The organism is Ruegeria sp. AO1 (assembly GCF_056535985.1).
The window spans coordinates 861,657-887,095 of the sequence record NZ_JBQFJC010000001.1; the positions used below are offsets into that span (position 1 = coordinate 861,657).

At 55.7% G+C, this 25,439-nt stretch carries 23 protein-coding genes, 1 tRNA gene and 1 pseudogene; 14 read left to right on the top strand and 11 right to left on the bottom strand.

What is annotated here, in order from left to right; genetic code table 11:
- Window positions 1–21 precede the first annotated feature (21 nt).
- The 4 genes and pseudogenes from ACR3FB_RS04165 (at window position 22) to ACR3FB_RS04180 (ending at window position 2,793) form a co-directional block, all read left to right on the top strand.
- Window positions 22–1,118: pseudogene (locus ACR3FB_RS04165) on the top strand (tyrosine-type recombinase/integrase).
- Window positions 1,119–1,297: 179 nt separating this feature from the next.
- The gene (locus tag ACR3FB_RS04170; RefSeq protein ID WP_480564393.1) at window positions 1,298–1,852 is read left to right on the top strand and encodes a hypothetical protein; all 555 of its coding nucleotides are present in this window, start codon (window positions 1,298–1,300) and stop codon (window positions 1,850–1,852) included.
- A 75-nt stretch (window positions 1,853–1,927) separates the two neighbouring features.
- Window positions 1,928–2,131, top strand: coding sequence for a helix-turn-helix transcriptional regulator (locus ACR3FB_RS04175; protein ID WP_480564396.1), 204 nt, complete (start codon window positions 1,928–1,930; stop codon window positions 2,129–2,131).
- On the top strand, window positions 2,089–2,793 hold the full coding sequence (locus ACR3FB_RS04180; protein WP_480564399.1) for a helix-turn-helix domain-containing protein: 705 nt from the start codon (window positions 2,089–2,091) through the stop codon (window positions 2,791–2,793). Before ACR3FB_RS04175 ends, ACR3FB_RS04180 begins: the two co-directional genes overlap by 43 nt.
- Before the next feature lie 296 nt (window positions 2,794–3,089).
- Here ACR3FB_RS04180 and ACR3FB_RS04185 read toward each other — a convergent pair whose 3' ends face one another.
- Entirely contained in the window at window positions 3,090–4,118 is a 1,029-nt protein-coding gene (locus ACR3FB_RS04185; protein ID WP_480564402.1) for a GlxA family transcriptional regulator, read from the bottom strand.
- Between the two features lie 114 nt (window positions 4,119–4,232).
- On the opposite strand from ACR3FB_RS04185, the gene ACR3FB_RS04190 reads away from it, so the two are divergent.
- From ACR3FB_RS04190 to ACR3FB_RS04200, 3 genes are all read left to right on the top strand, one after another.
- A complete protein-coding gene (locus ACR3FB_RS04190) occupies window positions 4,233–5,315 on the top strand; it encodes a class I SAM-dependent methyltransferase (RefSeq protein ID WP_480564405.1) in 1,083 nt (360 codons plus the stop codon).
- Window positions 5,316–5,489: 174 nt separating this feature from the next.
- A complete protein-coding gene (locus ACR3FB_RS04195) occupies window positions 5,490–6,671 on the top strand; it encodes a flavin-containing monooxygenase (RefSeq protein WP_480564408.1) in 1,182 nt (393 codons plus the stop codon).
- A gap of 76 nt (window positions 6,672–6,747) precedes the next feature.
- Entirely contained in the window at window positions 6,748–7,239 is a 492-nt protein-coding gene (locus tag ACR3FB_RS04200; RefSeq protein ID WP_480564411.1) for a DUF6653 family protein, read from the top strand.
- Here the strand turns inward: ACR3FB_RS04200 and ACR3FB_RS04205 are convergent, their stop codons facing one another.
- From ACR3FB_RS04205 to ACR3FB_RS04225, 5 genes are all read right to left on the bottom strand, one after another.
- A complete protein-coding gene (locus ACR3FB_RS04205) occupies window positions 7,240–7,764 on the bottom strand; it encodes a GNAT family N-acetyltransferase (protein WP_480564413.1) in 525 nt (174 codons plus the stop codon). It lies immediately after the preceding gene.
- A 65-nt stretch (window positions 7,765–7,829) separates the two neighbouring features.
- The gene (locus tag ACR3FB_RS04210) at window positions 7,830–9,023 is read right to left on the bottom strand and encodes an oxidoreductase (protein ID WP_480564415.1); all 1,194 of its coding nucleotides are present in this window, start codon (window positions 9,021–9,023) and stop codon (window positions 7,830–7,832) included.
- 932 nt (window positions 9,024–9,955) lie between these two features.
- Window positions 9,956–10,843 carry a DMT family transporter gene (locus tag ACR3FB_RS04215; protein WP_480564417.1) on the bottom strand — a complete coding sequence of 296 codons (888 nt, stop codon included), beginning with the start codon at window positions 10,841–10,843 and terminating at the stop codon, window positions 9,956–9,958.
- A gap of 255 nt (window positions 10,844–11,098) precedes the next feature.
- Complete coding sequence (locus ACR3FB_RS04220; protein ID WP_425085595.1) at window positions 11,099–11,557, bottom strand: putative molybdenum carrier protein; 459 nt, start codon at window positions 11,555–11,557, stop codon at window positions 11,099–11,101.
- Complete coding sequence (locus tag ACR3FB_RS04225; RefSeq protein ID WP_425085594.1) at window positions 11,554–12,237, bottom strand: SOS response-associated peptidase; 684 nt, start codon at window positions 12,235–12,237, stop codon at window positions 11,554–11,556. The genes ACR3FB_RS04220 and ACR3FB_RS04225 overlap by 4 nt, the downstream gene beginning before the upstream one ends.
- Window positions 12,238–12,353: 116 nt before the next feature.
- On the opposite strand from ACR3FB_RS04225, the gene ACR3FB_RS04230 reads away from it, so the two are divergent.
- The 3 genes from ACR3FB_RS04230 (at window position 12,354) to ACR3FB_RS04240 (ending at window position 14,778) form a co-directional block, all read left to right on the top strand.
- Complete coding sequence (locus ACR3FB_RS04230) at window positions 12,354–13,340, top strand: DMT family transporter (protein ID WP_480565854.1); 987 nt, start codon at window positions 12,354–12,356, stop codon at window positions 13,338–13,340.
- A 108-nt stretch (window positions 13,341–13,448) separates the two neighbouring features.
- Window positions 13,449–13,916: a transglycosylase SLT domain-containing protein gene (locus tag ACR3FB_RS04235; protein WP_425085592.1), complete on the top strand. Its 468-nt coding sequence runs from the start codon at window positions 13,449–13,451 to the stop codon at window positions 13,914–13,916.
- 118 nt (window positions 13,917–14,034) lie between these two features.
- Window positions 14,035–14,778 (top strand): alpha/beta fold hydrolase, encoded by a 744-nt coding sequence (locus tag ACR3FB_RS04240; RefSeq protein WP_480564420.1) that lies wholly within the window; start codon window positions 14,035–14,037, stop codon window positions 14,776–14,778.
- A 287-nt stretch (window positions 14,779–15,065) separates the two neighbouring features.
- Here the strand turns inward: ACR3FB_RS04240 and ACR3FB_RS04245 are convergent, their stop codons facing one another.
- Window positions 15,066–15,836 (bottom strand): TIGR01458 family HAD-type hydrolase, encoded by a 771-nt coding sequence (locus tag ACR3FB_RS04245; protein ID WP_480564423.1) that lies wholly within the window; start codon window positions 15,834–15,836, stop codon window positions 15,066–15,068.
- A 107-nt stretch (window positions 15,837–15,943) separates the two neighbouring features.
- Here ACR3FB_RS04245 and ACR3FB_RS04250 point away from each other — a divergent pair.
- The 4 genes from ACR3FB_RS04250 (at window position 15,944) to ACR3FB_RS04265 (ending at window position 20,955) form a co-directional block, all read left to right on the top strand.
- Window positions 15,944–16,017: transfer RNA gene (locus tag ACR3FB_RS04250), tRNA-Gly, on the top strand.
- 134 nt (window positions 16,018–16,151) lie between these two features.
- A complete protein-coding gene (locus ACR3FB_RS04255) occupies window positions 16,152–17,969 on the top strand; it encodes an ABC transporter transmembrane domain-containing protein (protein ID WP_480564426.1) in 1,818 nt (605 codons plus the stop codon).
- A 160-nt stretch (window positions 17,970–18,129) separates the two neighbouring features.
- Window positions 18,130–20,019 carry an acyl-CoA synthetase gene (locus tag ACR3FB_RS04260; protein ID WP_480564429.1) on the top strand — a complete coding sequence of 630 codons (1,890 nt, stop codon included), beginning with the start codon at window positions 18,130–18,132 and terminating at the stop codon, window positions 20,017–20,019.
- Window positions 20,020–20,031: 12 nt separating this feature from the next.
- Window positions 20,032–20,955: an alpha/beta hydrolase gene (locus ACR3FB_RS04265; RefSeq protein ID WP_480564433.1), complete on the top strand. Its 924-nt coding sequence runs from the start codon at window positions 20,032–20,034 to the stop codon at window positions 20,953–20,955.
- 85 nt (window positions 20,956–21,040) lie between these two features.
- Here the strand turns inward: ACR3FB_RS04265 and ACR3FB_RS04270 are convergent, their stop codons facing one another.
- The 4 genes from ACR3FB_RS04270 to ACR3FB_RS04285 all read right to left on the bottom strand — a co-directional run bounded on the left by ACR3FB_RS04270 (window position 21,041) and on the right by ACR3FB_RS04285 (window position 25,428).
- Entirely contained in the window at window positions 21,041–21,877 is an 837-nt protein-coding gene (locus ACR3FB_RS04270; RefSeq protein ID WP_480564436.1) for an alkaline phosphatase family protein, read from the bottom strand.
- 142 nt (window positions 21,878–22,019) lie between these two features.
- The gene (locus ACR3FB_RS04275) at window positions 22,020–23,660 is read right to left on the bottom strand and encodes an ABC transporter ATP-binding protein (RefSeq protein ID WP_170374802.1); all 1,641 of its coding nucleotides are present in this window, start codon (window positions 23,658–23,660) and stop codon (window positions 22,020–22,022) included.
- Window positions 23,657–24,472, bottom strand: coding sequence for an ABC transporter permease (locus tag ACR3FB_RS04280; protein WP_170375341.1), 816 nt, complete (start codon window positions 24,470–24,472; stop codon window positions 23,657–23,659). Before ACR3FB_RS04280 ends, ACR3FB_RS04275 begins: the two co-directional genes overlap by 4 nt.
- Complete coding sequence (locus ACR3FB_RS04285) at window positions 24,472–25,428, bottom strand: ABC transporter permease (RefSeq protein ID WP_170374804.1); 957 nt, start codon at window positions 25,426–25,428, stop codon at window positions 24,472–24,474. Before ACR3FB_RS04285 ends, ACR3FB_RS04280 begins: the two co-directional genes overlap by 1 nt.
- Window positions 25,429–25,439 lie beyond the last annotated feature (11 nt).

Below are 25,439 nucleotides of genomic sequence, written 5' to 3' on the forward strand. Positions count from 1 at the left end.
TTCCGACAAAAAGCCGATAAGATGCCAAAGCTCACAGAGACATTCGCACGCAAGGTTCCGCAGACAAAACAGGGCACCGCCAAGCACTGGGATGGCGAGATCAAGGGGCTTGTGCTCTTCGTCGGGAAACAGTCAAAGACCTGGTACTTCCTGAAAGACGTTGGGGGCCAAACGCGGCGTGTTTTGATCGAGCGCTACCCGATGATTTCCGCAGATACTGCTCGAGAAACTGCACTGGGATATGCGCTTGACTGGGGCAGGGGAGTGGGCAAGCTGTTTTTCAGATCGGAGCGCCCACGGTTGAGACGGCCATGGAAACCTATTTGGCACGTCCCAAGCTTCGGTCTGAGGCTCACCGATCTGAGGTGCGTCAGCAGTTTGAGCTACATTTGAAAGATTGGCTGCGCCTGCCGCTGGATGAGATAACCAAGTCGATGGTGGTTGAGCGTCACAGATCCATGGCGGCAACACCATCCTCGGCAAATCACACTTTGAAGTATTTTCGGACCGTCTGGAACCACGCCCGGCGGGTCCATGAGCTCCCGGAAAGTCCGACAATGGCCATCGAGTGGTATGAGGAGAAGCCGAACGGGTCTGTAATCGAGGATCTGAGAGCTTGGTGCCAGACAGTGGCAGCGCTCCACAATCCCATCCACAAGGTGTTTTACGAGTTGATCCTGTTTACCGGCTTTCGCAAGACCGAGGCTTTGACGCTGGAGTGGAAACATATCCACGAGGATCATATCCACTTGCCGATGACCAAGAACGGCCGGAGTTTCGACCTCCCAATCCTGGAGGCGCATCACGAGATACTCGCACCCGTGCGCGGCCTGCATCGGAAATGGGTGTTTCCGTCGCCGAGATCGCCCAGTGGTCATCTAAAGGGGCCTGAGCGCATGCAATGGTCGTGTCATGCCCATCGTCGAACATTTGCCACAGTCGCCATGGAGGCCGGGATATTGGAGGAAATCGTTGGCCGCCTGCTCAACCACACGCCACTGTCGATCACCGGTCAGCGCTACGTAAGACCGTCGCTCGACGCACTCAGGCCGGCAATGGATACTGTGTGTCGGGAATTGGAACACAGGGCTATGGGCAAAAACGGTGGGTTGCAATGAGTGAGCGAGATTGGAACTGGCCGATCGATCCAGAATTACTCGAACTTGATATACCAGACCAAGACGAATTCGAGCCTGGCCCCAACGAGTTCCGTATCGAGTTAATTCGACTCCTTAGAAAACACTTTGATAAATAAGAATGTTTTGACGATGAGAGCTTTGGGTGGATAGCGCACTACTTGGTATTCGACCAAGCCCATGAACTCGATGAGTTTTGGTCACCCAAACTTGTAATGGAAGACCTCGCTAAACTGAGAACACGTTTGAATGAAGCAGACAAAATCTTGGACCGCCTTCCGACACCCGTACTCGATGCGTTTCGTGTTGGAGCTCTCCAAAGAAGCGGATTGATGAATGAGGATCGAAGCACCGGCGATCACGAGGATACGTTCACCGACATACTGAAAGAAACTCCACACTGGAAGGCGATGTTGGCAAAAGGAGAGTTTTTCAAGAGGCTTCGCCACTTTTTGGATTTGATTGAAGACGCTGAAGCGACCGCCGCGCACGGTGCACCGTTTGGCAAGAAGGCAATTGAGGCCTGGCGCTTGGTGGCAGCTTGTGTCGGGCTCTGTGAGCGCCATCCGGGGACAATAAGAGTTCCCAAAGCGATGAACGAAAGCGGTCCGTTCTACCGCTTTCTGAGCGATATGTTTGATCTCTTTGGAATAGAAGAACTGCCGACTTCAGCTTTTCGAAGTTGGAGAAAGTATGTGGGGCGTAAAGAAAACTAATTCTTTTGCACGACCCATGACACCAACACCAATTGTTTCATTGTTGTTCCCAGACGTGTTTAAAGGAGCAACGCCATGCAGGTACACTATCTGACGGCCCGGGAGGCCGCTCATTACACTGGTATCAGTGAAAGCTATCTCGCAAAACTTCGTATGGGAATTGGCGCTGTCGCCGGGCCAAGGTTCATTCGGATCGGTCTTCGTTCGATCCGGTACAAGCGCTCTGACCTCGATGCATGGATGACATCGCGGAGCGAGGGCTTGGGCGGAACGAATTGATGTCTCGGATAGCCCCATTCTCCAAACATCGTTTTGAATGGAAGAAACGCGTTCACGCTACTGATCAGTTGGCACGGCGTACCAAACACTTCGCATCTTTTGTCTGCGACGAGTTTGTGTCCAAAGAAAGCGGCTGCTTTTGGGCGAGCAATGCTACCTTGGCAAACCGGTTTGGTGTCCACAATCGCAGTATCCAACGTTACCTTCAGGAGCTCGAGATGTTCGGCTGGATCCGGCGTGTAGGCAGGCGTGGTGTTAGGCGCATGTTCCAAATCACGGTCCCCAAAAACAGTCTTGAACACGACACTCATCGCGACACCAACGCGCGTCGTAAGGCGACAACCGTGTCGTGCGAAGACGACAAACTTGTCGCGCCTTATAAGAACATAGGAAGGAACAAAGAAAACGTGACCGTTGCGACCGGGCTTGGCGGATATCTTTGGTTCTCCGAAGATGACAATCAGATCCTTCATGAGTGGGAAGCGTTTATCACTGCCAACACGGTCTTCGAGTTTTGGTCGCTTTTGCAGATGCTGAGAAAGAACGACAGCATCGCATTGCCGACCCGTTTTCCCAAACAAGAAGAAATTGATCGCTACGTTAGGTTCTTTAGTGATGTCGTGTTGAGTAAGGGACAGAGCATTGGTGTCACACAGTCCTAAATTCCAGCCAAGTTTGGGAAGGGGGGGATCAAAAGTTGGGAGGTCCAATCCACGGGACCGGCGGGGGTAGTCAAATTTTTCCGCGTGAAATTTTAGAGGGGGGGTGCAAACCGAATTGGAGCGGAAACCGGTCGTTCTATGCATCTGCAACGGTTCCATAATGGAATGTCAAAAAAAGACGTTTAATAAGTGTGATCGCCTTTCGCGAGGCTGATTTTTCAACAAATGTCTGCGATGCGTAGAAAGCGAACTTTGCATAATTCCGTGGACGGCCTTACACAAAGCTGGAACAGAGGTCAGATTGCGTCCCCAAGAGCATGGTTCAGTTTTGCCTGCCACTTTCGGCGGTATTCACTGGCGCTCAACCCAACACGTTTCTTGAACGCTGTCCGAAACGCCGACGGCTCGGCGTAACCGACCTCGCCCGCGATCTCGTCAATCGTCGTATCAGAGGTCTCGAGAGCCTGCTTTGCCTCTTCGACGCGCACGGTTTGCACGTAATCACTCGGCGTCTGACCTGTTGCGGCCCGAAAGCGACGCAGCAATGTGCGCTCGGTCATACCGGCCCTGCGTGCCATTTCCTGTACCGGGTTGGAGTGCTCATAGTTGACTGCGATCCAGCTTTGCAGATCACCGACCACGGCGTCCGAGTGTTGTCGACTGGCAGACAAGGATGCAAAGCCCATCTGACCCTGGGAATGTGGTTCGATGAGATAGAGCTTGGCAATGCGACGGGCTTCTTCGCACCCAACAAGATGCGCGATGAGGTAAAGGACAAGGTCGGCCCAGGCAGAGGCTCCGCCAGCAGTCACAATCCGATGCCCGTCGCCAGCCGGTATCAAAACCCGCTCACGGCGAACACGCACTCCCTCAAATTCTTTGGCAAGCCGTTCCGAGTAAGCCCAGTGGGTTGTCGCATCAACGCCATTGAGTAGCCCACTCAATCCGAGCAGCAATGCACCGGAGCAAACTGAAGTCACAATACCACCCGCTTCATGTACTTGAGCGGCCCAATCCGCTATTGGCTTCAACTCCACTGGAAGAGGCTTCCATGGGTCGAGATGCAGGTCGGGCACGATGACAAGATCAGTTTGTGAGGGATTGGGCAGCACGGACTCCGGGGTGATCAAGCGGCCATTCAAATCGCGGTAAGCAGTGCCATCCGGGGTGCAAAGACGCGCCCGGAATGGGGATGGATGCATCTGCTCACCATGTAACATGGCCCAATCCCGGCCCACGGAGGCAAGCACATCCAGGATGGCGTAAACGGTCGAAGTTCCGGCCCAAGGAAGACCTACAACAACTGTTTCGAATGATTTTGACATTTATGATGTCCGATTTAAACCGTATTTGTCGAAGTGAAGGCTAAACCGACTCGTCGGTATCATGCAACTGGTCTCTAGCTGAGCGCTTTTGCGCATTCAAATACGGAGACACAAATGAACGATCTTTCCTTGCCCGCCGACTTTGACGCTGAGCGTGCTGAAGCCTTCGCAGGTCAACTTGTCGGTACAATCACCAACGCTGCGACCTCGATCATGATTTCACTCGGCCACCGCGTCGGCCTATTCGATGCTATGGCGGCTCTACCCCCGAGCCGTTCGGAGGCCCTGGCTGCGTCCGCAGGTCTTTCCGAGCGCTACGTGCGGGAGTGGCTGGCTGTCATGGTAACCTCGCGCATCGTTGACTACCAGCCAGAGGCGCAAACCTACTCCCTCCCTTCTGAGCACGCCGCATTCCTGACGCGCGCTGCCGCTCCAAACAACATAGCGGTAACCAGCCAGTTCGTCGGTGTTGCGGCTTCGGTTGAAGAGCAGATGATCGAGCGTTTTGTGAGCGGAGATGGACTTCATTACGACCACTTTCTACGCTTCCACGAAGTTATGGCGGAAGACAGCTACCAAACCACCGTCATGTCTCTGACCGACAACATCCTGCCCATTGTTCCAGGGCTGATCGAGCGCTTGAAAGACGGCATCGATGTTGTTGATGTCGCATGTGGCGGTGGTCGTGCCCTTCTCAAAATGGCCGAAGCGTTTCCGAACAGCACATTCACTGGGATCGACCTTTGTGAGGATGCCTTTGCCGAGGCGCGGGTTCAGGCAATCAAGGATGGGATGGACAACCTGTCCTTCAAAACGCTGGACCTGAGTACGGTTGCAACGCTTGGCGCGTTTGATCTCGTAACCGGCTTTGATGCCGTTCACGATCAAAAAGATCCGCTTGGACTCGTGAAGACCATCTACAATTCGTTGAACGAAGGCGGCGTATTTCTGATGCAGGACATTGGCGGTTCCCGCGACCTTGTCACTAACATGGAAAACCCACTCGCGCCGTTACTGTTCACCATCTCGCTGATGCACTGCACGCCGATTTCCATAGGCCAGGGTGGTCCGGGCCTTGGGACGATGTGGGGTGTTGAAACCGCTCAGGAGTTTCTCGCAGAAGCTGGGTTTGCGGATGTGCAGATGCACCGGCTTCCTCATGATCAAGTCAACGCTTACTTCGTCGCGCGACGCTAGGATTGATCGATTCATCTAAGGAACATCTTATGATTATGCGCATTATTCAGCGTCTCTTCGACGTGAGCAAGAAACCCATCATCACAAATCTTCCAAGAAGCATCCAACGGGACATCGGCTTGATTGATGGTCTGCCCGATGCGGTGTTGCACCGATCTCGATAGGACATGGGCAATGAAACATTGGGACAAACACACACTCATAATAGGGGCCGGTTTGACCGGCCTCGCCACGACGCATGTCTTGCGGAACCGGGGTATCCCCGTAACCGTCTTGGATGCATCTGACCGCGTTGCCTGGAATTGGCAGCAGCGTCACCCGGCGCTTCGGTTGAATGTTCATCGCAAATTCGCTGCACTGCCCGGCAAACCGGCACCACGTACTGATGGGGCTTATTTGAAGCGTGACACGCTCGTTCGGCACCTCGAAGATTTTGCGTTTGATCTTCGGGATTGCATAGAGACCGGAGTTCTTGTGTCGGGCATTGATCAGACATCCAATGGGTGGCGCGTGAGGGCTGGCAGCCGCATCTTTGATGCCCCAAACGTGGTGATTGCCACTGGACGTGACCGAAGTCCGAGTATTCCCAACTGGCGTGGTTTGCAGCGTTTCAAAGGTAAAGTCATCCATGCCGCCAACCTTGGCGACGTCTCCCAATATGATGGAAAGAAAGTCCTTGTTGTTGGTGCGGGCAACTCTGGCGGCGACGTGCTGAACCATCTCGCGCGGCACAAGCCCAAAGATGTTCGTATCTCTGTTCGCCATGGCCCTTGCATTGCGCCGCAACGTGTCTTTGGCTTCCCGCTGCACCGCGCGGCCCATCTTTTTGCGGCCATGCCGCTTTGGATGGTTGATCCGGCTTTTGCATTGACCCAGCGTTTGTTCTTTGGCGATCTGAGGAAGTATGGCCTGACGTCGCATTCAATGGGCGGGGGAACACGTTTGGCCACCGACGGCACCGCCTTCGCAATTGACGATGGCTTCGTGGCGGCGATCAAAAGTGGTCGGTTCAAGGTTGTCGGCGAAGTCACAGAGTTTTGGGATAACCGTGTCTCTTTTGATTGCTACCGCACATTTGAACCGGATGTTGTGATTTGCGCCACGGGCTACAAGACTGCATTGGAACCATTGCTTGGTCATCTGGGCGTTCTGAACGAGGTCGGCATTCCCAAGTATCCGACGGGTGAACATGTTTCGGGCTTGCCGGGGCTTTGGTTCAACGGCTTTAGGCCCGAGTTCCAGGGTTACTTCTATTCAGCCGCAAAAGGCGCCCAACGGATCGGAAACGGTATTCTATCCGAGGCTCGGGCGCCGACACGCGATCAGTCTTCGCCTCGGGCCAAGCTTGTTGCATAGTCGCCAGCGACGGACGCGTTGGCAATGAAAGCAAATTTATCGCCGCCATCGTTCATTCGCTTTTCGAGGTATCAGTATGACCCGGACCACTTTTTCTGAGCGCCTTATGTCCATGTCGGATGAGGTTTGGGAGCGTCATGCAAACCCCTGGAGCGGATGGAGCCGCATCACAATACCTCCGCTCTTTGTTGTTGCCATCTGGAGCCGCGCTTGGCTTGAATGGTGGTCCCTTTTGCCGCTAGCGCTGGTTTGTTTTTGGACATGGTGGAATCCGCGCGCATTCCCAAAACCGAAAAGTCTCGACAATTGGATGTCCAAGGGTGTCTTGGGCGAACGCAAATGGATCGCCCGCAAAACCGACCCTATCCCAAAACGTCACAGGCGGATGCCCCATATTCTTGCAGCTGCTAGTGGTCTTGGTCTGATCCCACTCACATGGGGGCTCTGGGTCTTGGAGCCATGGCCAGTTGTTGCTGGCCTCATTGCGGTGATGGGCGGTAAGCTCTGGTTCTTGGACCGAATGGTCTGGCTTTTCGAGGACATGGGTGGGTTTGGCGCGACGCGCTAGCTATTCCTTTGGGTGAACATAGACCAGCGTTGGATCGTCATCGGGCGTTGGGGCACGCGCATCCAACACGCATCCGATCCGCTCAGCCAATCGAATTGATGCCGCATTGTCCGGGTCAATGTAGCTTACAGCCCGCGACCATTTCAGGTCTTTATGAGCATGTGTTCCAAGCGCGGTCACAGCCTCAGCAGCAAAACCCTGACCCTCGTCTTCAGTCGACCAAATAGACCAGGTGAGCTCTTTCTCGGGCCACCCGCTTGGATACCATGGACCAGCCATACCAATCGCTTTTTGAGAGTCTTTGCGGCAGATCACAAAGGGCCCCGTTTGATGAAGCGCCCAATGCCCAAGAAATATTGCAAAGACACGCCAGGCAAGTTCGGTCTTGCCTTTGCCTCCACCGACGAACCGAGCGCGTTCTGAGGTAAAGAAGGTGGTCCAGCCAGCTAGGTCATCGGATTGCGGTTTGCGAAGGAACAGGCGTTCAGTTTCAATCATAGCGATCACTTCGATAAGTTCATTCATTCAGTCAAAGGCACCAGCCATCGTTGTTCGTAAGCTCGAGACCCAACACGGCTGATGTGTGTCAGTCAAACTTTGAAGCGGGTGTTCCAGGTTTTCACGCGCGCGGCATCTCGCTCCTCGTAGGCGCGCATCGCCTCAGGCAGGCATTCAGGGCCAGACAAATTCCGAGCTTCGGCAAGTTCGGTCAACCGCATGGTGTACCAGGCCGTCACACCGCCTTCCGGTGGATCTTGGAACCTTGGGAAAGCGGGGGCTTGTTTGTCGCCTTCGAGCCAACGGGTTGGGAGTGATGGATCAAGAACAAGCGCGCGCGCCAGCCCGATTAAATCGACACCAACAGAAAGGGCATCCAAAGCCTGCTCGTAGGTCTTGAACCCACCTGTGAGCATCAGGGGCTTTGATGTCAAACAGCGAGCGCGGCGTGCGAAGTCGACAAAGTAAGGGCCTTTTCCGGCGGCATCAGAAGCGGCCCGCGCACCGGGAAAGTAAGTACCGCCACTGATGTCGACGAGATCAAGGCTTGTTTCGTTCAGCGCAGCGACGACCTTTAGAGCGTCCTCTTCGCTGAGCCCACCTTGTAACTGGTCTGAGGCGTTGAGCTTGATCCCGATAGGAAAACCTGGGCCAACTTGCTGGCGGACTTCGGAGATAACCTCGATAATCAGACGCATTCGGTTTTCGATGGGACCGCCATACTCATCCTCTCTTTTGTTGAAAAGCGGGGACAGGAATTGGCTGAGCAGGAACCCGTGCGCGGCGTGTATTTGAACCCCGCCAAACCCAGTCTGCTTAGCCAAAAGAGCTGTGCGGGCAAAGTCTGAAGGGTATCGTTTGATCTCTTCCAGAGAAAGCGCACCACATTTCATTGCGCCCACTTCAAGCGCGCTCGGGCCTTTTGGCGTACTGATTGGGGAATGCGCCATTGCGCCAGCGTCACCAAGCTGAAGCCAAAGTTGTGCACTTTTGTTTGATCCCGCCTCGGCAAGGCGTCGAAACTGAGGCAGGTCTGCATCGTCCCTCAACACCAAGTTGCCCGGCTTCTCAGCTTTGCTGGGATTGCCTTGAACCTCACCAATGATGGCCAATGCCAGTCCACCATCGGCCCATTGCCTGTACAGGCTGATCTGTGGATCTGTTGGATTACCTCGCCCATCTCCGAGGGAGTCCGACATCGCGGACTTGGCAATTCGGTTCTTCAGCACCACGCCACAAGGCAGCTCCAAATCGCTCGCCAGCAGTTGGTGATCTCGCATGTTCATACTGGTGCCCGTCTATTCTTCGGTGAAGAAAGTCGATCAAATGGATCGCTTTATTGATAGAGACTCAACGTCTGTATCAGAAAGAACCGAGGTGAATCGGACAACTATGACATTCCGGGATTAGGACACCAGGTTCGCTGCTGAAGGTAGACAAAGGGTAAACAGGTGCTTCAAAACTGAGCTGTTGAATTCTTGCACTGCTTGGGGACGGCAAAGCTCTCAGTTGAATGTCCGGATTGGGCTGACAACGGTCATTCCGAAGCATATTCCAAATGGCAGCTTCGTCCCGCATTGCAGCCTTTGCGCGTTGGCGGCGGCGATGACGGCTATGCGGACGGAGCAGACATCAGATGCAAAGGCCGATGCCACCAACGACCCATAGGGTTTGCAGAGCTTGCAAGGTGGAACAGCAGCGATGCACAATGGACGCATGTCAACCTTGCAAAGGATCATTCTATCTGCGACCGCTTTGACGCTTGCTAGTACGGCGGCAATATCTTTGGAAGTGTCCTGCACTCTCCCTGACAGCCCAAATCACACTTACAGCATTACCGGTGATCAGGGTGTATTTACCTGGGATGACCACGACATCAAGCGCACATGGTTGCTCAAGTGCAATGACCAACGAAACGGTTTGTCTGCGTGCCACAGGTCAGAGAGCTTCGGCGAGCGCGGCGCTAGCGTGATAACTTTCGTGATGCTTCCAAACGGAGTCTTAGTCGAAAGCGGTTATTGGGCTTTGCTTGATACTAGCCGCGTCGGCGTAACAGCAGGTTTCGTTTGTGAGACAGAAGGCGAGTGACGGCTTTGCGGACAAAGCGCCAATTCGTGAGAATCGCACCAAGTTCAACTTTGAGTACTTATCTTGTCCAAGCGGTCGATTGTTTATTTGATGATAGGTGTTGTTTTGCGTCCAGAAAATTCGATGTCTCTCAGGACGTTTTCTTTGATTTATTAGTCGCCAAGAAGACGCCAAATCCAGCGACAACCATCCCAACCCAAGCAATCGGCGGCATGACTTCTCCGAGGACCAGCCAAGCAACAGCCGCCGCTCCCGGTGGGACTAGAAAAAAGAGCGCGGAAACTTTTGACACCTCCCCGGCGCGGATCATGGCAAGCAACAGGCCAACGGCGATGAGTGAACTTGCAGTGATGAGATAGACCAGCGACGCAATAAGCTGCCAAGTCCAACTGATTTGCATGGTTTCAAAGGCGACCATGAATGGCGAAACCCCCAACAAGCCCGCTGTAAACCCGACCAAATTTGCAGTGACAGGATGGTGCGAAACTCCGAAGCGTTTCTCCCACAAGGTGCCGCCGGTAATCCCGATCAGGGCGAGTGCGGCAAAAAGAAAACCAAACAGTGTTGGTGAAGCAACCTCGGACGTTGCAGTAATGACAAGAACCGCCCCCGTCAGGCCAAGGGCCAATCCGGCCCATTGCCGCCAGCTCACACTTTCACCTGCCCAACGCGGCGCGATCAGGCTGGTCAAAATGGGCTGCATAGCGAGGATAAGGGCCAGTGTTCCAACCGACAAACCTGCGTCAAAGGACATGTAACACATGCCAAAATACATTGCCTGCAGCAGAAAACCAACGATGGCCAAGTGTATCCACTCTTTAGGTGATTTTGGTAGCGGTGGGCGCATGATGGCAAACAACCCGGCCATAATCACCACTACACAGGCAAAGCGCAGTGCAAGGAAAGTCATCGGCTCTATGTAGCCGAGGCCGAACTTGGCACCGACATAGCCGGTTGACCACACCGTCACAAATATACTGGGTGCAAAAATAAGCCATGTGGGCCGGTCGGCGGTCAAGAAAAATACCCTCGGCAAGTGTTGGTGTCGGACATTAGGGAATATTCACGTGAACTCCGAAATACACTGAGTATGGGAATAGTGAAAATGAAATGGTTTAGCAGACATCTATCTTGCCATATCGCGTGACAAGACATTCTTCGCTACCTCAATGGTCGCAGTATGGAATTTTCGATCAATGGACCGCAGGAGTTGTTAATACCGTCGGGTTTACCGATCAGCCCTTTAAGAACTTCGGGCGTGTGAGAAACTGGCCTAGGTGGTCGAAAAAGCATCGCTCAGGAAAGCAAACGCCTTTGAATATACCCCAGGTGCTTCAGATTCACGTGGTCCGGCAACGTTGAGAACCGAAGGCTTGATCGATGAGACCCATTGCCGAACCCGCTCAGTTTCTAGACGGTTTTTATCTGCAAGCGCGATACGCAAAACCGGCTTTCCTACCTCAATTGCAACTTGATGAGTATAGTTCGTGCCGGGGCTTTCTGATCCATCAGTCAGAATAAGCGTCGCGTCGCTTGAACCGACGTTGAGCCGGGTTCTGACGTCTGGTTCTGGCGAAGGTGCTTCCGTTAGACCTAAGTATCGCTCTGGAATGCGGCCAGCTTCGTTGATGCGACCTTTGGGAACCCAGCCGCCGTAGCTCAAACCGCGTTGGATAGCGAACTCAAGGGCAGCCAAGTCTACGCCAGTTTGCCCGCCCGATACGATTTTCACGGCAATCTTCCTGCTGGGTCCGACTTCTCACCTTCGCCAGACCGAACAATTTGCATTTCGTTCGAATTGAAGGGCTCCAGCAGTTCGAATGCGTCATCCGCGTTGCCATCCATCCATTGCTCATAGTCCTGCGGCTTGAGGATGACCGGCATTCTCTGCGGGTGTATGGGCTTTACCAGTTCATTGGCCGTCGTGGTGATGACGGTGTAGGTTACAACCTCCTCGGGCCCTTCCTCGCCCTGGTACCGCGAGTTTTGCCACAAACCCGCAAATGCGAATGGCGGGCGGTCTTCATCGCCCTTCAGGGCGAACCAGTGGTAGGTGGCAGGGTTTCTTCCTTGAGCCTCACAGAACGAACTAGCCGGAACAAGGCAACGCCTCTCTTCAAAGCTCTGTTTCCACAAACCGTTTGATCGCACCTTGTCATCACGTGCGTTGTTCCAGGCACCCGGTTGAATAATTGCGCCGGTTTTCTTTGACTTCTTTGTCGTACGAAAGCCCCAGCTCAGCGGGACCAACTCACGCTTACCTTCGTCGCCTTTCCTGACCACAGGGGCTAAGTGCTTTGGGTAGATGGCTGGCAATGGTACCGCATTCCCCAGCCTGTCGCGTTCAACGGCCACGTCAAACAGCTGGCGCATCGCTGTGGCCGGGATGGTGTTGGAGTAGAGGTTGCACATGGCTCCAAAAGCTACGCACAAGACCTAAGTTGGACAAGGCTGCGCGACTTACCGTGTCGCAAAGCGACGTGATCTACCCCCTGACCCATGGTAGTGGCCCAATGAAAGGGCACACCATGACACCGGTACAAAAATTACAAAACCCGACAGTTGGTATTGCGTTCGTACTGATCGGAATATTGGCGATTTCTATCAATGATATGCTGATTAAATTCCTGTCTGGCGGTTACCCCTTGCACCAGATGGTGTTTGCTAGATCGTTGATCGGAGTCGGGTTTAGCTTTGCCCTAGTCCAGATGGAGGGCGGTTGGCGCATCCTGAAAACCGATCAGCCAGGTCTTCACCTTCTGCGCGGTCTGTTGATTGTGGTAGCCAATCTGACGTTCTTTACAGCCCTCGCGGTAATGCCCCTGGCGGAAGCCACGGCTGTTTTCTTCGTAGCTCCCTTGATGATCACCTTGCTGAGTATCCCATTGCTTGGCGAAAGAGTAGGGCCGATGCGGATTGGTGCCGTGATTGTGGGATTTTTGGGCGTGGTGATCATGACCCGCCCCTGGGAGGCCGGCGGCGAGCGTGAGGTTAGTCTGCTAATGTATGCCCTTCCGGTTCTTGCTGCGTTCACCTATGCCCTCAACAACGTGATGACTCGTTTCTTGGGCGCAAAGTCCAAGGCCTCAGCAATGGCTGTTTACATTCAGGCGTGCTTTATCGTTGTCAGCCTGTTGTTCTGGTCAGTGGCAGGGGATGGGCGCTTTGCGAGCGCGTTTGAAAACGAAAGCTTGATCTTCTTGCTGCGTGCCTGGGTCTGGCCCGAAGGGACTGACCGCTGGTTGTTTATTGGGCTCGGATTCAATTCTGCAATCATCGGGTATTGCCTCGGCCAGGCTTACCGCATGGCAGACGCGGCGACGGTGGCGCCATTTGAATACGTCGGTCTTCCTATCGCCGTTTTCTGGGGATGGGTCATCTGGGGAGAGCTCCCAAACCTGCCTGTCGCCATTGGTATCGCACTGATCTTGGGGTCAGGACTGTTTGTATTTTTGCGTGAGCGTCAGAAAAAGAGGCACATTGTTACTGAAAAGAGAGTGCATCGTCGATATTAGATGCCAAATCAATTCGGGCCAAAAGTCGCTCAACAATTTTCTGGGATATTGAAATTCAATCGCAGTTGAGCGCTGATGAATCGTACAGTTGATGGGAAGAGAATTCTGATGCGAAACACGTTCATTGTTGCTGCGTTATTTCTTGCCGCTTGTAGCAATCAACCCGCAGAGCCACTAACCCGGCTTTATCCCGGTGAAACCCCTGAGCTGCGAGTGATGATCAATGAAACTGCGGACGCAAACGGTGTGCCGCGGAGCCTTGTACACCGAGTGATCCAACGAGAAAGTGATTACCGCCCCAGTGTCCGAAATGGCCCCTACTACGGGCTGATGCAGATTCTACCTGCCACAGCGCGCCAGATGGGATTTCGTGGACAGCCTTCCGACCTCTTGGACGCTCAGACCAATCTGACATACGCCGTGAAATACCTGCGCGGTGCCTGGATGGTTTCGGATGGAAATGAGCCCGAAGCGGTCATGTGGTATGCCCGCGGCTACTACTACGAAGCCCGTAACAGATGCATGCTTGTAGCCACGGGGCTTCGGGATACCGAGGTCCGAAAATACTGCGGCTGAGGTCCTTCCCATAGGAATTTTAGAAAGCTCCCGATACACCGCAACAGCCTTCTTTGCACAAAGTAGCTTGCACGTTGGAGCGCTGTTTTGCGCGTCCCGCAGAGTTTAGGAGATTGATATGTGTGCCGAACACTCAAGAAAACTCAAAGGGGTGCGTGACAATCGGCCGATCATTTTGTTCGTTGCCGGCTTCGGCGACAATGGAAGCATGTTTGACGGATTGACTGAGACACATCTTGCTTTCAGCCATCGTTTGTTGCCCATCAATCTTCCAGGATTTGGCGCTGCGCCTCTTGCTGAGGGAACAACACTCGAAGCCCTCGCGCAATACGTGTCAAATGAAGCGACAAAGTATGAGGCCGAAACTATCGTCGCCCATTCAGTTGCTTCGATCATAGCTTCCTTGGCCGCCCGCCGGGCAGACTGCCCTTTGACTAAAATCGTTTCTTTGGAAGGAAATATTACAGCCGCGGATGCCTATTTTTCCGGGACAGCGGCCGACTACGCTAGTCCGGCAGAGTTTCGCAAAGCGTTTCTAGGGCGGCTAGATGAAATGGCGAAGTCTGAACCGATCATAAGGAGATATCGCGACGAAGTCTCAAAGGCCGATCCTTTAGCGCTTTGGCAGCTCGGCATTGACGCCCGGATGTTTTCATCAGATCACGTACCAGGTGAGGTTTTGCAACACGCAGCTAACGTTACATATTTGTACAATCCCGATAATTGTCCCGACGACACCGTCCGTTGGCTAGAAGAAAACAAGATGAACCATATCATCTTAGAAAACGCCACACATTGGCCGAGCGTTGACCAGCCTGAAGTACTCGCAGACAAAATCGCTGAGGCGCTTACAGAAATCTAGTGGAGTTGCAAATTAGAGTTTGATGAAAGTAGGGCCGCGAACCTCTGGGTTTGCAAAGTCTCGTTTCGAAGGTCTGCCAAGTGCCGTCCGCGAAAAACTTCAGTGTCCTCTTTTACCCTTGGCGGAACTTGCAGAAGCCCTCATTGTGCTCGACTGTTCTGGCCCGCCTCGGGTCGTGTGCCAACACAAGTTTGAAAGCAAAGCTTGTTCGGGCCGAAGTTTGCCGCACTTACCTTGTCTGTTTGTGTGTACCGGTTCCCATCGGTGCAATGCTCCTTCGGGCGCTTTCAATCGCGCCCTTCGGTGAAAAGTTCCACAGCGGCCCGGACACCGTCTGCAGTTGCAGTGGGTCGCGGTTCATAGCGCGCCTCGTCGCCAGTTTGGTATTTTCCAGTTCGGACCAGTATGGCCGCGCGCAAGCCCGCCTTCAAAGCACCCGCGATATCGCTTTCGGCATCATCGCCAATCATTGTTACGTCAGCAGGCTCCAGCCCTATGCTTTGCGCGGCAGAGTGGAAAAACGCTGGCGATGGCTTTCCAAACAGAAGAGCATTCGTTCCACTCGAATACTCAAGCGCCCGGACGAAAGCGCCAGCATCCAGACTCAATTCGCCGTCTGTATCGCGAAATACCCTGTTTGAGGCCAATGCAAGAAAGGGAGCCCCGTCTTTAATCAGGCGAAAGGCCACGTTCAATCGTTCATAGGTGAAGAAGCGACCGGCATCTCCAAGGACGACCGTTCCGGGGCCGGATTTCGAGCACTTTGCAAAATCCTCTTCAAGATCCGGATGGATCAGAAGATGTGGCGCAAAACCGTTTTCCTCTAGCCAGGTACAAGCGGCCGAAGCTGGTGTGAGGATTTCGGTGGCATCTGCGTCTATTCCGAAGCCTTGCAGCTTTTCCAGAATAACGCGCTTCGGTCGTCGGGTTGAATTCGTTAGAAAGCGAACCGGAAGTCCTGTGTCGCGAATGGTTGAAACCGCCTCCGCAGCACCCGCCAATGGCTTGTCGCCCTGATACAGAACACCTGCGATATCAAAGAGAACGCCTTTGCTCACACCTTCCTCACAAACTACGAAAAACTCTTTCTTTCGGGTCAATTTGCCCAAGTGATGGTTCGCTCTTGACGCCCACTTAGCCATCACATAGGAAGGCGAAACATTGAGCGGGTATAGCTTAATGGTAAAGCCCCTGCCTTCCAAGCAGGCTATGTCGGTTCGATTCCGTCTACCCGCTCCAACTCAGCCCTACATCTCTGCGTCAAATGGCCCGGTCCTCAGGGCATTTTGCGCGCGGCCTTGACCCTGCGGGCCAGTACCGCCAAGAAACAGCAACTCAGCATCGAAGACACAGTGAAGACACAAGGGCCGCACATGGCGAGACAGATAGCCAGCACGACCACCGCATCCGCGCCGGGCGCCAGCGAAGAAAGAGCAGGCTCGAAAAAGCTGGGCGTCTTGACATCGCTTTGGCCGTTCATGAAGCCGTATCGCCTGTTGATGCTAGGAGCGACACTGGCGCTGGTCCTGACGGCTGGTATGACGCTGACCTTGCCCTTGGCCGTGCGTCGCGTGGTGGACAACTTCCGCATTCAGGACGGAGAGCTGCTGGACTGGTATTTCCTGGCCGCGCTGGGTATCGCCGGTATTCTCGCCGTGGGCACCGGCATCCGCTACGCGCTTGTCACCCGTCTGGGGGAACGCGTGGTCGCCGATATTCGAAAGGCCGTCTTTGACCGCGTCATCGGTATGAGCCCCGAGTTCTACGAACGCATCATGACCGGAGAGGTCCTGAGCCGGATCACCACCGACACGACGCTGATTCAATCGGTGATCGGGTCATCTGTCTCGATTGCCCTGCGCAACCTGCTGATGTTTGTCGGAGGGTTGGTGCTGATGCTGTTAACCTCGGCCAAGCTGACAGCGCTGGTTCTGCTGCTGATCCCGGTCGTTGTGGTGCCAATTCTGGTGCTGGGGCGCAGACTGCGCGCCATCAGTCGCGAGAATCAGGACTGGATCGCGGCCTCATCGGGCAACGCGGGCGAGGCGCTGGGGGCGGTACAGACCGTGCAGGCCTTTACCCACGAACGCGCAAGCCGCCAGCAATTCGGCGATATGACCGAGACCTCGTATGTCGTTTCGCTACGCCGCATCCAGACGCGGGCCATTCTAACGGTCATCGTGATCTTTCTGGTCTTCTCGGGCATCGTTGGAGTGCTGTGGATGGGGGCCAATGACGTGCGCAATGGTGTCATGACCGAAGGGGTTCTGATCCAATTCGTCATTTACTCGGTCATCATGGCAGGCTCTGTCGCTGCCCTGTCCGAGATTTGGAGCGAGCTTCAGCGCGCTGCAGGGGCTACTGAACGGTTGGTTGAGCTGTTAAATGCTGAAGACACAGTGATCGACCCGTCTCAGGCAAATCCGCTACTGCAACCAGTACGCGGCGAGATCAAGTTCGAAGAGGTCACTTTCCGTTATCCTGCGCGGCCCGATGTGGTGGCGCTGGACAAGCTCAGCCTGCAGGTCAATCCCGGCGAGACGGTTGCCTTTGTTGGTCCCTCGGGCGCGGGCAAAACAACTGTGGTTCAGTTGCTCCAGCGGTTCTACGACCCGAACTCGGGGCGCGTGATGCTGGATGGGATGGACCTGCAAAACCTGAACCGGGCAGATTTCCGGCAGCATATGGCACTGGTCCCGCAGGATCCGGTGATCTTTGCCGCCTCGGCCCGTGACAATATCCGCTTTGGCCGCCTGGATGCTTCGGACGCTGAGGTCGAGGCCGCCGCGCGTGCTGCTGCCGCGCATGACTTCATCGCGGCACTGCCCGAAGGCTATGACAGTTTCGTTGGCGAACGGGGTGTAATGCTGTCCGGCGGGCAGAAACAGCGGATCGCAATTGCACGCGCCATTTTGCGGGATGCGCCTGTTCTGTTGCTGGACGAGGCGACCTCGGCGCTGGATGCGGAAAGCGAGCGGGCCGTGCAGGGCGCGGTGGATCAGATGCGCGCCGGACGCACGACCCTGATCGTAGCGCACCGGCTGGCTACCGTGAAAAAGGCAGATCGCATCGTGGTGCTGGAGGCCGGTCGCATAGTCGCCCAAGGCACGCATGATGATCTGGTGGCGCAAGGGGGTCTTTACGCCCGCTTGGCCCGTCTTCAGTTCACTGACGGCGTCGCTGCGGAATAAAGTGACGCTCCGGCAATCTCTGTTTCGCCGTAGCGTCATTCTACATTTTCAACTTTTCCCTCGCTAAGCCCTTGCTTGCGCCGCCAAGGTTGTGATCCCATCTGAGGTAAGATCACTCCGCGTGTGGCGCGCGGGAGAATAAAACACGGGGAGGAGCCACATGGCCTTTGTTGGCAAGGAAGACAAAGCGCGTATTGAACAGGAAATGGCATGGGAGGACCGCGACCTGCCGGTGACGTTCCACCAGCTGCTATCGCGCACCGCAGAGAAATTTCCAAACCACAACGCGGTCAGTTTTCAGCTGTTTTCAGGTCCGAATGACAAGGCCGAGACGCTGACATGGTCCAACCTTCTAGGGCAGGTCAATCAGGCGGCCAACCTGTTTCGCTCGCTCGGGATCGGCGAAAACGACGTGGTGGCCTATATCCTGCCAAATTGTAACGAGACGCTGGTGACCCTGATGGGCGGTGCCGTGGCCGGTATCGTAAACCCGATCAACCCGCTGCTCGAGCCGGAACAGATCGCCGCCATTCTGCGCGAGACTGGCGCTAAGGTTGTCGTCACGCTCAAGTCCTTCCCGAAAACGGATGTGGCGCAGAAGGTGGAAGAGGCCGTGCGCCATGCGCCCAAGGTCAACACCATTCTCGAGATTGACCTTAACCGCTATCTGACACCGCCGAAATCCTGGATCGTCCCGTTCCTGCGCCCAAAAATGGGCGACAAGGCAAAGCTCGCGCATGCGGACTATAAGAACTTCAATCAGGAATTGGCCAAACAGCCCACGACACTGACCTTCGCAGACAGCACCGAGGACCGGGTGGCCTGCTACTTCCACACCGGCGGCACGACCGGCATGCCGAAGGTGGCGCAGCACAAATATTCGGGCCTGATCTACAATGGCTGGCTGGGCAATACGCTGTTGTTCGACGAAAACGACGTCATCATGTGCCCGCTGCCGATGTTCCACGTCTTTGCCGTGCATGTGATCTGGATGGCGGCCGTGTCCTCGGGCGCGCATGTGATTTTCCCGACACCTCAGGGTTATCGCGGCGATGGCGTGTTCGACAATTTCTGGAAGCTGATCGAACGTTGGAAGGTCAGTTTCGTCATCACCGTGCCCACCGCGATCTCGGCCAAGATGCAGCGACCCGTGGATGCTGATATTTCCTCGGTGAAAACGGCGTTCTCCGGCTCGGCCCCGCTGCCGGTGGAATTGTTCCGGCGGTTCGAAGAGGCAACGGGCGTGACCATCGTCGAAGGTTATGGCCTGACCGAGGCCACCTGCCTTGTCTCGTGCAACCCGGTGGATGGTGAGAAAAAGATCGGCTCGATCGGGATTCCCTTCCCCTACACCGATGTCAAAATCCTGCAGGACGGCCCGGACGGTCCAAAGGAATGCGCGGTGGATGAGATCGGCGAAATCTGCGTTTCAAACCCCGGTGTCTTTGCAGGCAATACCTACACCGAAACGGAAAAGAACGAGAACCTGTACCACTACGACAAGTATCTGCGCACAGGCGATCTGGGGCGCTTTGATGAGGACGGGTACCTCTGGATCACTGGCCGTGCCAAGGACCTGATCATTCGTGGCGGCCACAATATTGACCCTGCCGAGATCGAAGAGGCCCTGCTGGGGCATGAGGCCGTGGCCTTCGCAGGTGCGATTGGTCAGCCCGACGCCCATTCCGGTGAGGTGCCCTGTGCCTTTGTTGAACTGGTCGATGGGGCCTCGGTCACCGAAGAGGCGTTGATGGAGTTCTGTAAGGTCCATGTTCATGAGCGCGCGGCTCAGCCCAAGCACATGACAATCCTGACCGAATTGCCCAAGACCGCGGTTGGTAAGGTGTTCAAACCTGATCTGCGCAAGCACGCGATCACCCGGATCTACAATGGCGCCCTTGAGCAAGCTGGCGTTGATGCCCGTGTCGTCTCGGTCATCGACGACAAGAAGCGTGGCCTTGTCGCACAGCTTGACGCGAACGGCGCATCCGAGGACGATGTCAGCAAAGTGCTGGGCGCGTACACCCGGCCGTGGGAGTGGGCAGCCTAACCGGGAGGGAACATGGATTATGAACGTCTGATTGATGAGGAAACTTGGGCGTTCATAAGACGCACGGCGGAAAGCTATCCTGACGATGCGGTGGATCTGTCAATCGAAGACCAGCGCAAGGTCTATGACGCGATGTGTCAGGACTTTCGCCAGCCGCGACCCGAAGGTGTGAAGGTGCAGGACCTGTCTGCCAATGGCGTGCCGGTCCGCCTTTATACCGCTGGGCAACCGACACGAACCGTCGTCTATTTCCATGGCGGCGGTTTCGTCGTTGGGGGGCTGGATAGCCACGATGATGTCTGCGCCGAGATTTGCGCACAGACCGGATATCGGATTGTCGCCGTCGACTACCGGCTGTGCCCCGAACACGTGCATCCGGACCAGTTTCAGGACTGTTGGACTGCCGTAAACTGGGTGTCGGAAGAGTTTGGCGACCCGATGATCCTGGCGGGTGACAGTGCAGGAGGCAATCTGGCCGCATCGGTCGCTCACTACGCGCGGGGACGGCTAGAGAACATCTTGGGGCAGGTCCTGATCTACCCCGGGCTGGGCGGTGATACGTCCAAAGGCTCGTATATCGAACACGCGCATGCGCCGTTGCTGACGCTTGAGGATATCAAGTTCTACGAAACTGTCAGAAGCGGAAGGCCAGTCCCGAGCGGCGATCCAACCTTTGCCCCGCTTCAGGATACCGACTTCTCGAGCTTGCCACCGACCGTTGTCATCACCGCCGATTGCGACCCTCTCAGGGATGATGGATCAGATTATTGCGCTGCGATCCGATCCGCCGGAGGACGGGCAGAATGGATCAACGAACCCGGCCTCGTCCACGGCTATCTGCGCGCCCGAACCTCGGTCAAGCGCGCTGCTGATAGTTTTGAACGGATTTCCGTCGCCATTGAGGCGCTGGGGCAGGGAATCTGGTCCTACGACTAACCGATCTGGGTTCCAGACTAGAACAGGAATGCCTGCCCAAGTTCAGGGCATTCCTGTCGCCGGATGAAACAGCGTAGCGTTCTGATCAGCTCAAGAACGGCTTGGCCTTCATCGTGTCTGCCAACGGCGCGCCCATACGGGTCAGGATGGTAGGGGCAAGCTGCAGCTGATCGATCACCGTATCGGCCTCGGGGCCTTCTGCGTCACCGAAATAATACAGTGCGGTTTCCTGTTGCAACGGGCTGCGCCCGCCGTGGTGGCCGCGTTCGTCCTGCCCGTGATCTGCGGTGACGATGACCTCATAGCCCAGCTTGCGCCAGTTCGGAATGAAGGGTGCCAGCATCTCATCCATCACGAAGCACGCATGATCCATTTCCTCACAATCGTGGACGAAGCGATGGCCCATGCTGTCCAAGGTGCAGGTGTGCAGGATGCCATAGTCCAGCCCATGGCGCAGGCACAGGTTCGTCAGCGTGGCAAACAGATCGACATCGCAGGGCGTCATCTGGTTGGCCTTGCCATAGCCGGTCATGCTGTGGAACCGGCCATGGTTGATGGTTTGGCTCTCCGGCTCGTCGTATTCCACGTCGCGCACATAGTCGAACGGATGGCGGTTGAAGAACTGCGACCAATAGCTGTGGGTGACGGCTCCGGTCACGCCTCCGGCCTCGCGGACCTGGCTGAACACGTCCTTTTGGCCTAGGCGGAAGACATTGCCGTTGCCGGTGCAGCCATGTTCCTGCGGGGTTACGCCCGTGTGGATCGAAGCATAGCAACTGGCCGAGGTCGACGGCAGTACCGAGCGGAGTTTCCACACGCGGGCCTCGCCACTATCGACCCAGCCTTCGAGATTGCCGAACAACCGGCGGAAGTTGCGCCACGGGACGCCGTCCAAAATGATGAGGAGGAGTTTGCGGTCCATATTTTGACCCTTTTCGAGAGTGTTTCCGACGACCCTAAAAGATTCGTTGCACTTGGGCTGCCTATTCCCGCCCCGAATAGCAAAATCCCGACACCTGTTTGTGACACGTGCCGGGATTTCATAGCGTTGGTTGGGGCAAGGGTCAGTTCCCTGCCGCCTCCATCTTGCGGTTGGCAACGACTTTTTCCAGCCAGCCAAGTTCCATCTCGGGGACCGAGCTGAGCAGCAGGTCAGTATAGTCGTCGAATGGCGGACTAAGCACCTGAGACTTCGAGCCATAGCGCGCGACGCGACCCTGATACATAACCGCGATGCTGTCGCTGATTGCGCGGACCGTCGCCAGATCATGGGTGATGAACAGGTATGCCACATCCTCGATCTTCTGCAGATCCAGCAGCAGCTTCAGGATGCCGTCAGCCACAAGGGGATCAAGGGCCGAGGTGACTTCATCACAGATGATCATCTTTGGCTTGGCCGCCAGTGACCGCGCGATGCAGACACGTTGTTTCTGACCACCAGACAGTTCTGCCGGATAGCGATCGATGAACTTTTCGCCCAGTTCGATCTCATCCAGCAGCTCGACGACGCGTTTGCGTTTCTCGGCCCCGCGCATGTTGAAGTAGAACTCCAACGGGCGGCCGATGATCGTACCGACGGTCTGACGCGGGTTCATCGCAGTGTCCGCCATCTGATAGATCATCTGCAGTTCTCGCAGGTCTTCGCGTGTGCGCCCCTTCAGATCCGAGCTCAGCTTGCGCCCGTTGAAGGTGATCTCACCCTCACGTGCGGGCAGCAGGCCGGTAATCACACGCGCCAACGTGGACTTGCCCGACCCGGATTCGCCCACAACCGCCAATGTTTGCCCCGGATAGAGCTCAACATTGACGTTGTGCAGAACATCAAAGTTCAGACCCTTATAGCGCGCGGTAATTCCGTCGACCTGAAGAACCGGCTCTGCGGTCGGCTTTTTCTCTTCGTGTTCGATAGACCGGACCGAGACCAGGGCTTTGGTGTAGTCTTCCTGAGGGTTGTTGATGATCTGATCGGTATTGCCGTACTCGACCGTGTCGCCCATCCGCAGAACCATGATGTCATCGCTGACCTGCGCCACAACCGCAAGGTCGTGGGTGATGTAGAGCGCGGCGACGCCGGTATCTGCAATGGCTTCTTTGATCGCCATCAGAACGTCGATTTGGGTGGTCACGTCCAAGGCCGTGGTGGGTTCGTCGAATACCACCAGATCAGGCTCAGGGCACAAGGCCAGCGCGGTCATGCAGCGTTGCAGCTGACCACCGGAAACCTGGTGCGGGTAACGACTGCCGATATTGTCCGGATCGGGCAGGCCCAGCTTGGCGAAGAGTTCACGCGCACGGGCCTCAGCCTGTTTGCGGGTGAATTTCTTCTGCTCGACCGCCGCTTCGACGACCTGATCCATGATCCTTTTGGCAGGGTTGAACGACGCGGCAGCGGATTGGGACACATAGGTGACCTCACCCCCACGCAGCTTGCGGATATCCCCATGAGATGTCTTGAGGATATCGCGTCCGTTGACCCAGACCTCGCCGCCGGTGATCTTCACGCCACCCCGGCCATAGGCCATTGAGGCCAGGCCGATGGTGGATTTACCGGCACCGGATTCGCCGATTAGCCCCAGCACCTTGCCGCGTTCAAGGTCAAAGCTGACCCCATGCACGATTTCGATGTCATGGGGCTTTTCGCCCGGCGGATAGACGGTCGCGCCGATCTTGAGGTCGCGGACCTTGAGAAGGATATCGTCGCTCATCCCCGGCCTCCTTTCAGCGATGTGGTGCGGTTCAGAACCCAGTCAGCCACAAGGTTGACCGAGATGGCCAGCGTCGCGATGGCGACGGCGGGCCACAGCGCAGCACCGATGCCATAGACGATACCGTCCTTGTTTTCCTTCACAATGCCGCCCCAGTCCGCCAGCGGCGGTTGCACGCCCAGGCCCAGGAAGGACAGGGTAGAGATGAACAGAACCATGAAGATGAACCGTAGACCAAACTCGGCCACCAGCGGTGACAGAGCGTTGGGCAGGATTTCCCGGAAGATAACCCATGCGCGCCCTTCACCGCGCAGTTTCGCGGCTTCAACGTAGTCCATCACGTTGATGTCGACCGCGACCGAGCGCGACAGTCGATAGGGGCGGGTTGCGTCCAGCAGGCCCATCACAAGGATCAGGATCGGAACGGTCACCGGAACGATGGCCAGAATAACCAGCGCCAGGATGAGGGTCGGGATCGACATGATCAGGTCAACAGTCCGGCTGAGTGCCTGATCCGCCCATCCGCCCAGAACGGCGGCCAGCAAACCCAGAGATGTACCGGTCAGAAAGCTGAGCAAGGTTGCGGCGGCAGCGATGAAGATCGTCGTACGCCCGCCATAGATCATGCGGGTCAGAAGATCTCGCCCGATATTGTCCGTGCCCAGCAGATGCTCGGCGCTGGCAGGCTCCCACACATCGCCGACAACTTCTGCCATTCCGTAAGGCGCAATCAATGGGGCCGCGATGGCCACAAAGAAATATGCGCCAGTGAACAAGAGGCCAATCAGTGCCGAAAGAGGAATGTTCTTTATCATTTCGGATGCCTCAGTCTTGGGTTGGCAAGGATCGACACGATATCGGCAACCATGTTCAAACCGATATAGACGGCTGCGAATACGACGCCACAGGCCAACACGACGGGCACGTCACGTTTGGTCACCGCATCCACCAGATACTGCCCCATGCCGGGATAGACGAATACAACCTCGACCACGACAACGCCGACAACCAGATAGGCCAGGTTCAGCATCACAACGTTCACGATCGGAGAAATCGCGTTGGGGAAGGCATGGCGTGCAATGACCTGAAACGTGCTCAAGCCCTTAAGTTCGGCGGTTTCGATATAGGCCGATTGCATGAGGTTCAGAATAGCCGCGCGGGTCATGCGCATCATTTGCGCCAGAACCACCAGCGTCAGAACGAAAGCCGGCAGGGCAATTGCATTTAGCTTCTGTCCGAAGGTCATTGAATCGTTGATCATCGCCAAGGATGAGAACCAACCCAGTTTGACCGAGATAAAGTAGATCACCACATAGCCGATCAGAAACTCGGGGATTGAAACTGTCGTCAGTGTGATCGCCGAAATCAGCTTGTCGGGCCAGCGATTGCGGAACCGAACGGCCAGAAGGCCCAGGAAAATCGCCAGCGGAACGGAAACGATCGCAGCGACGCAAGCAAGGAACAGCGTATTGCCCAGGCGTTTTCCGATGCTCTCGGAGATATCAAGTTTATTGGTGAGGGATTGCCCCAGGTCGCCTTGCGCGATGCCACCCAACCACTCGAAATAGCGGGTTAGTGCAGGGCGGTTAAGGCCCATCTCTTCTCGTAGGTTGGCAAGGGCCTCAGGGGTTGCGGACTGCCCCAGGACGGCTTGCGCGGCGTCTCCGGGAAGGGCTTCGGTCAGGCCAAAAATCAGAGCCGAAGCGCCGAGCAGCAATAGGAGTCCCAGCGCAAGGCGCTGGGAAACCAGTTTGATGATAGGATGCATTATCCGTTGCC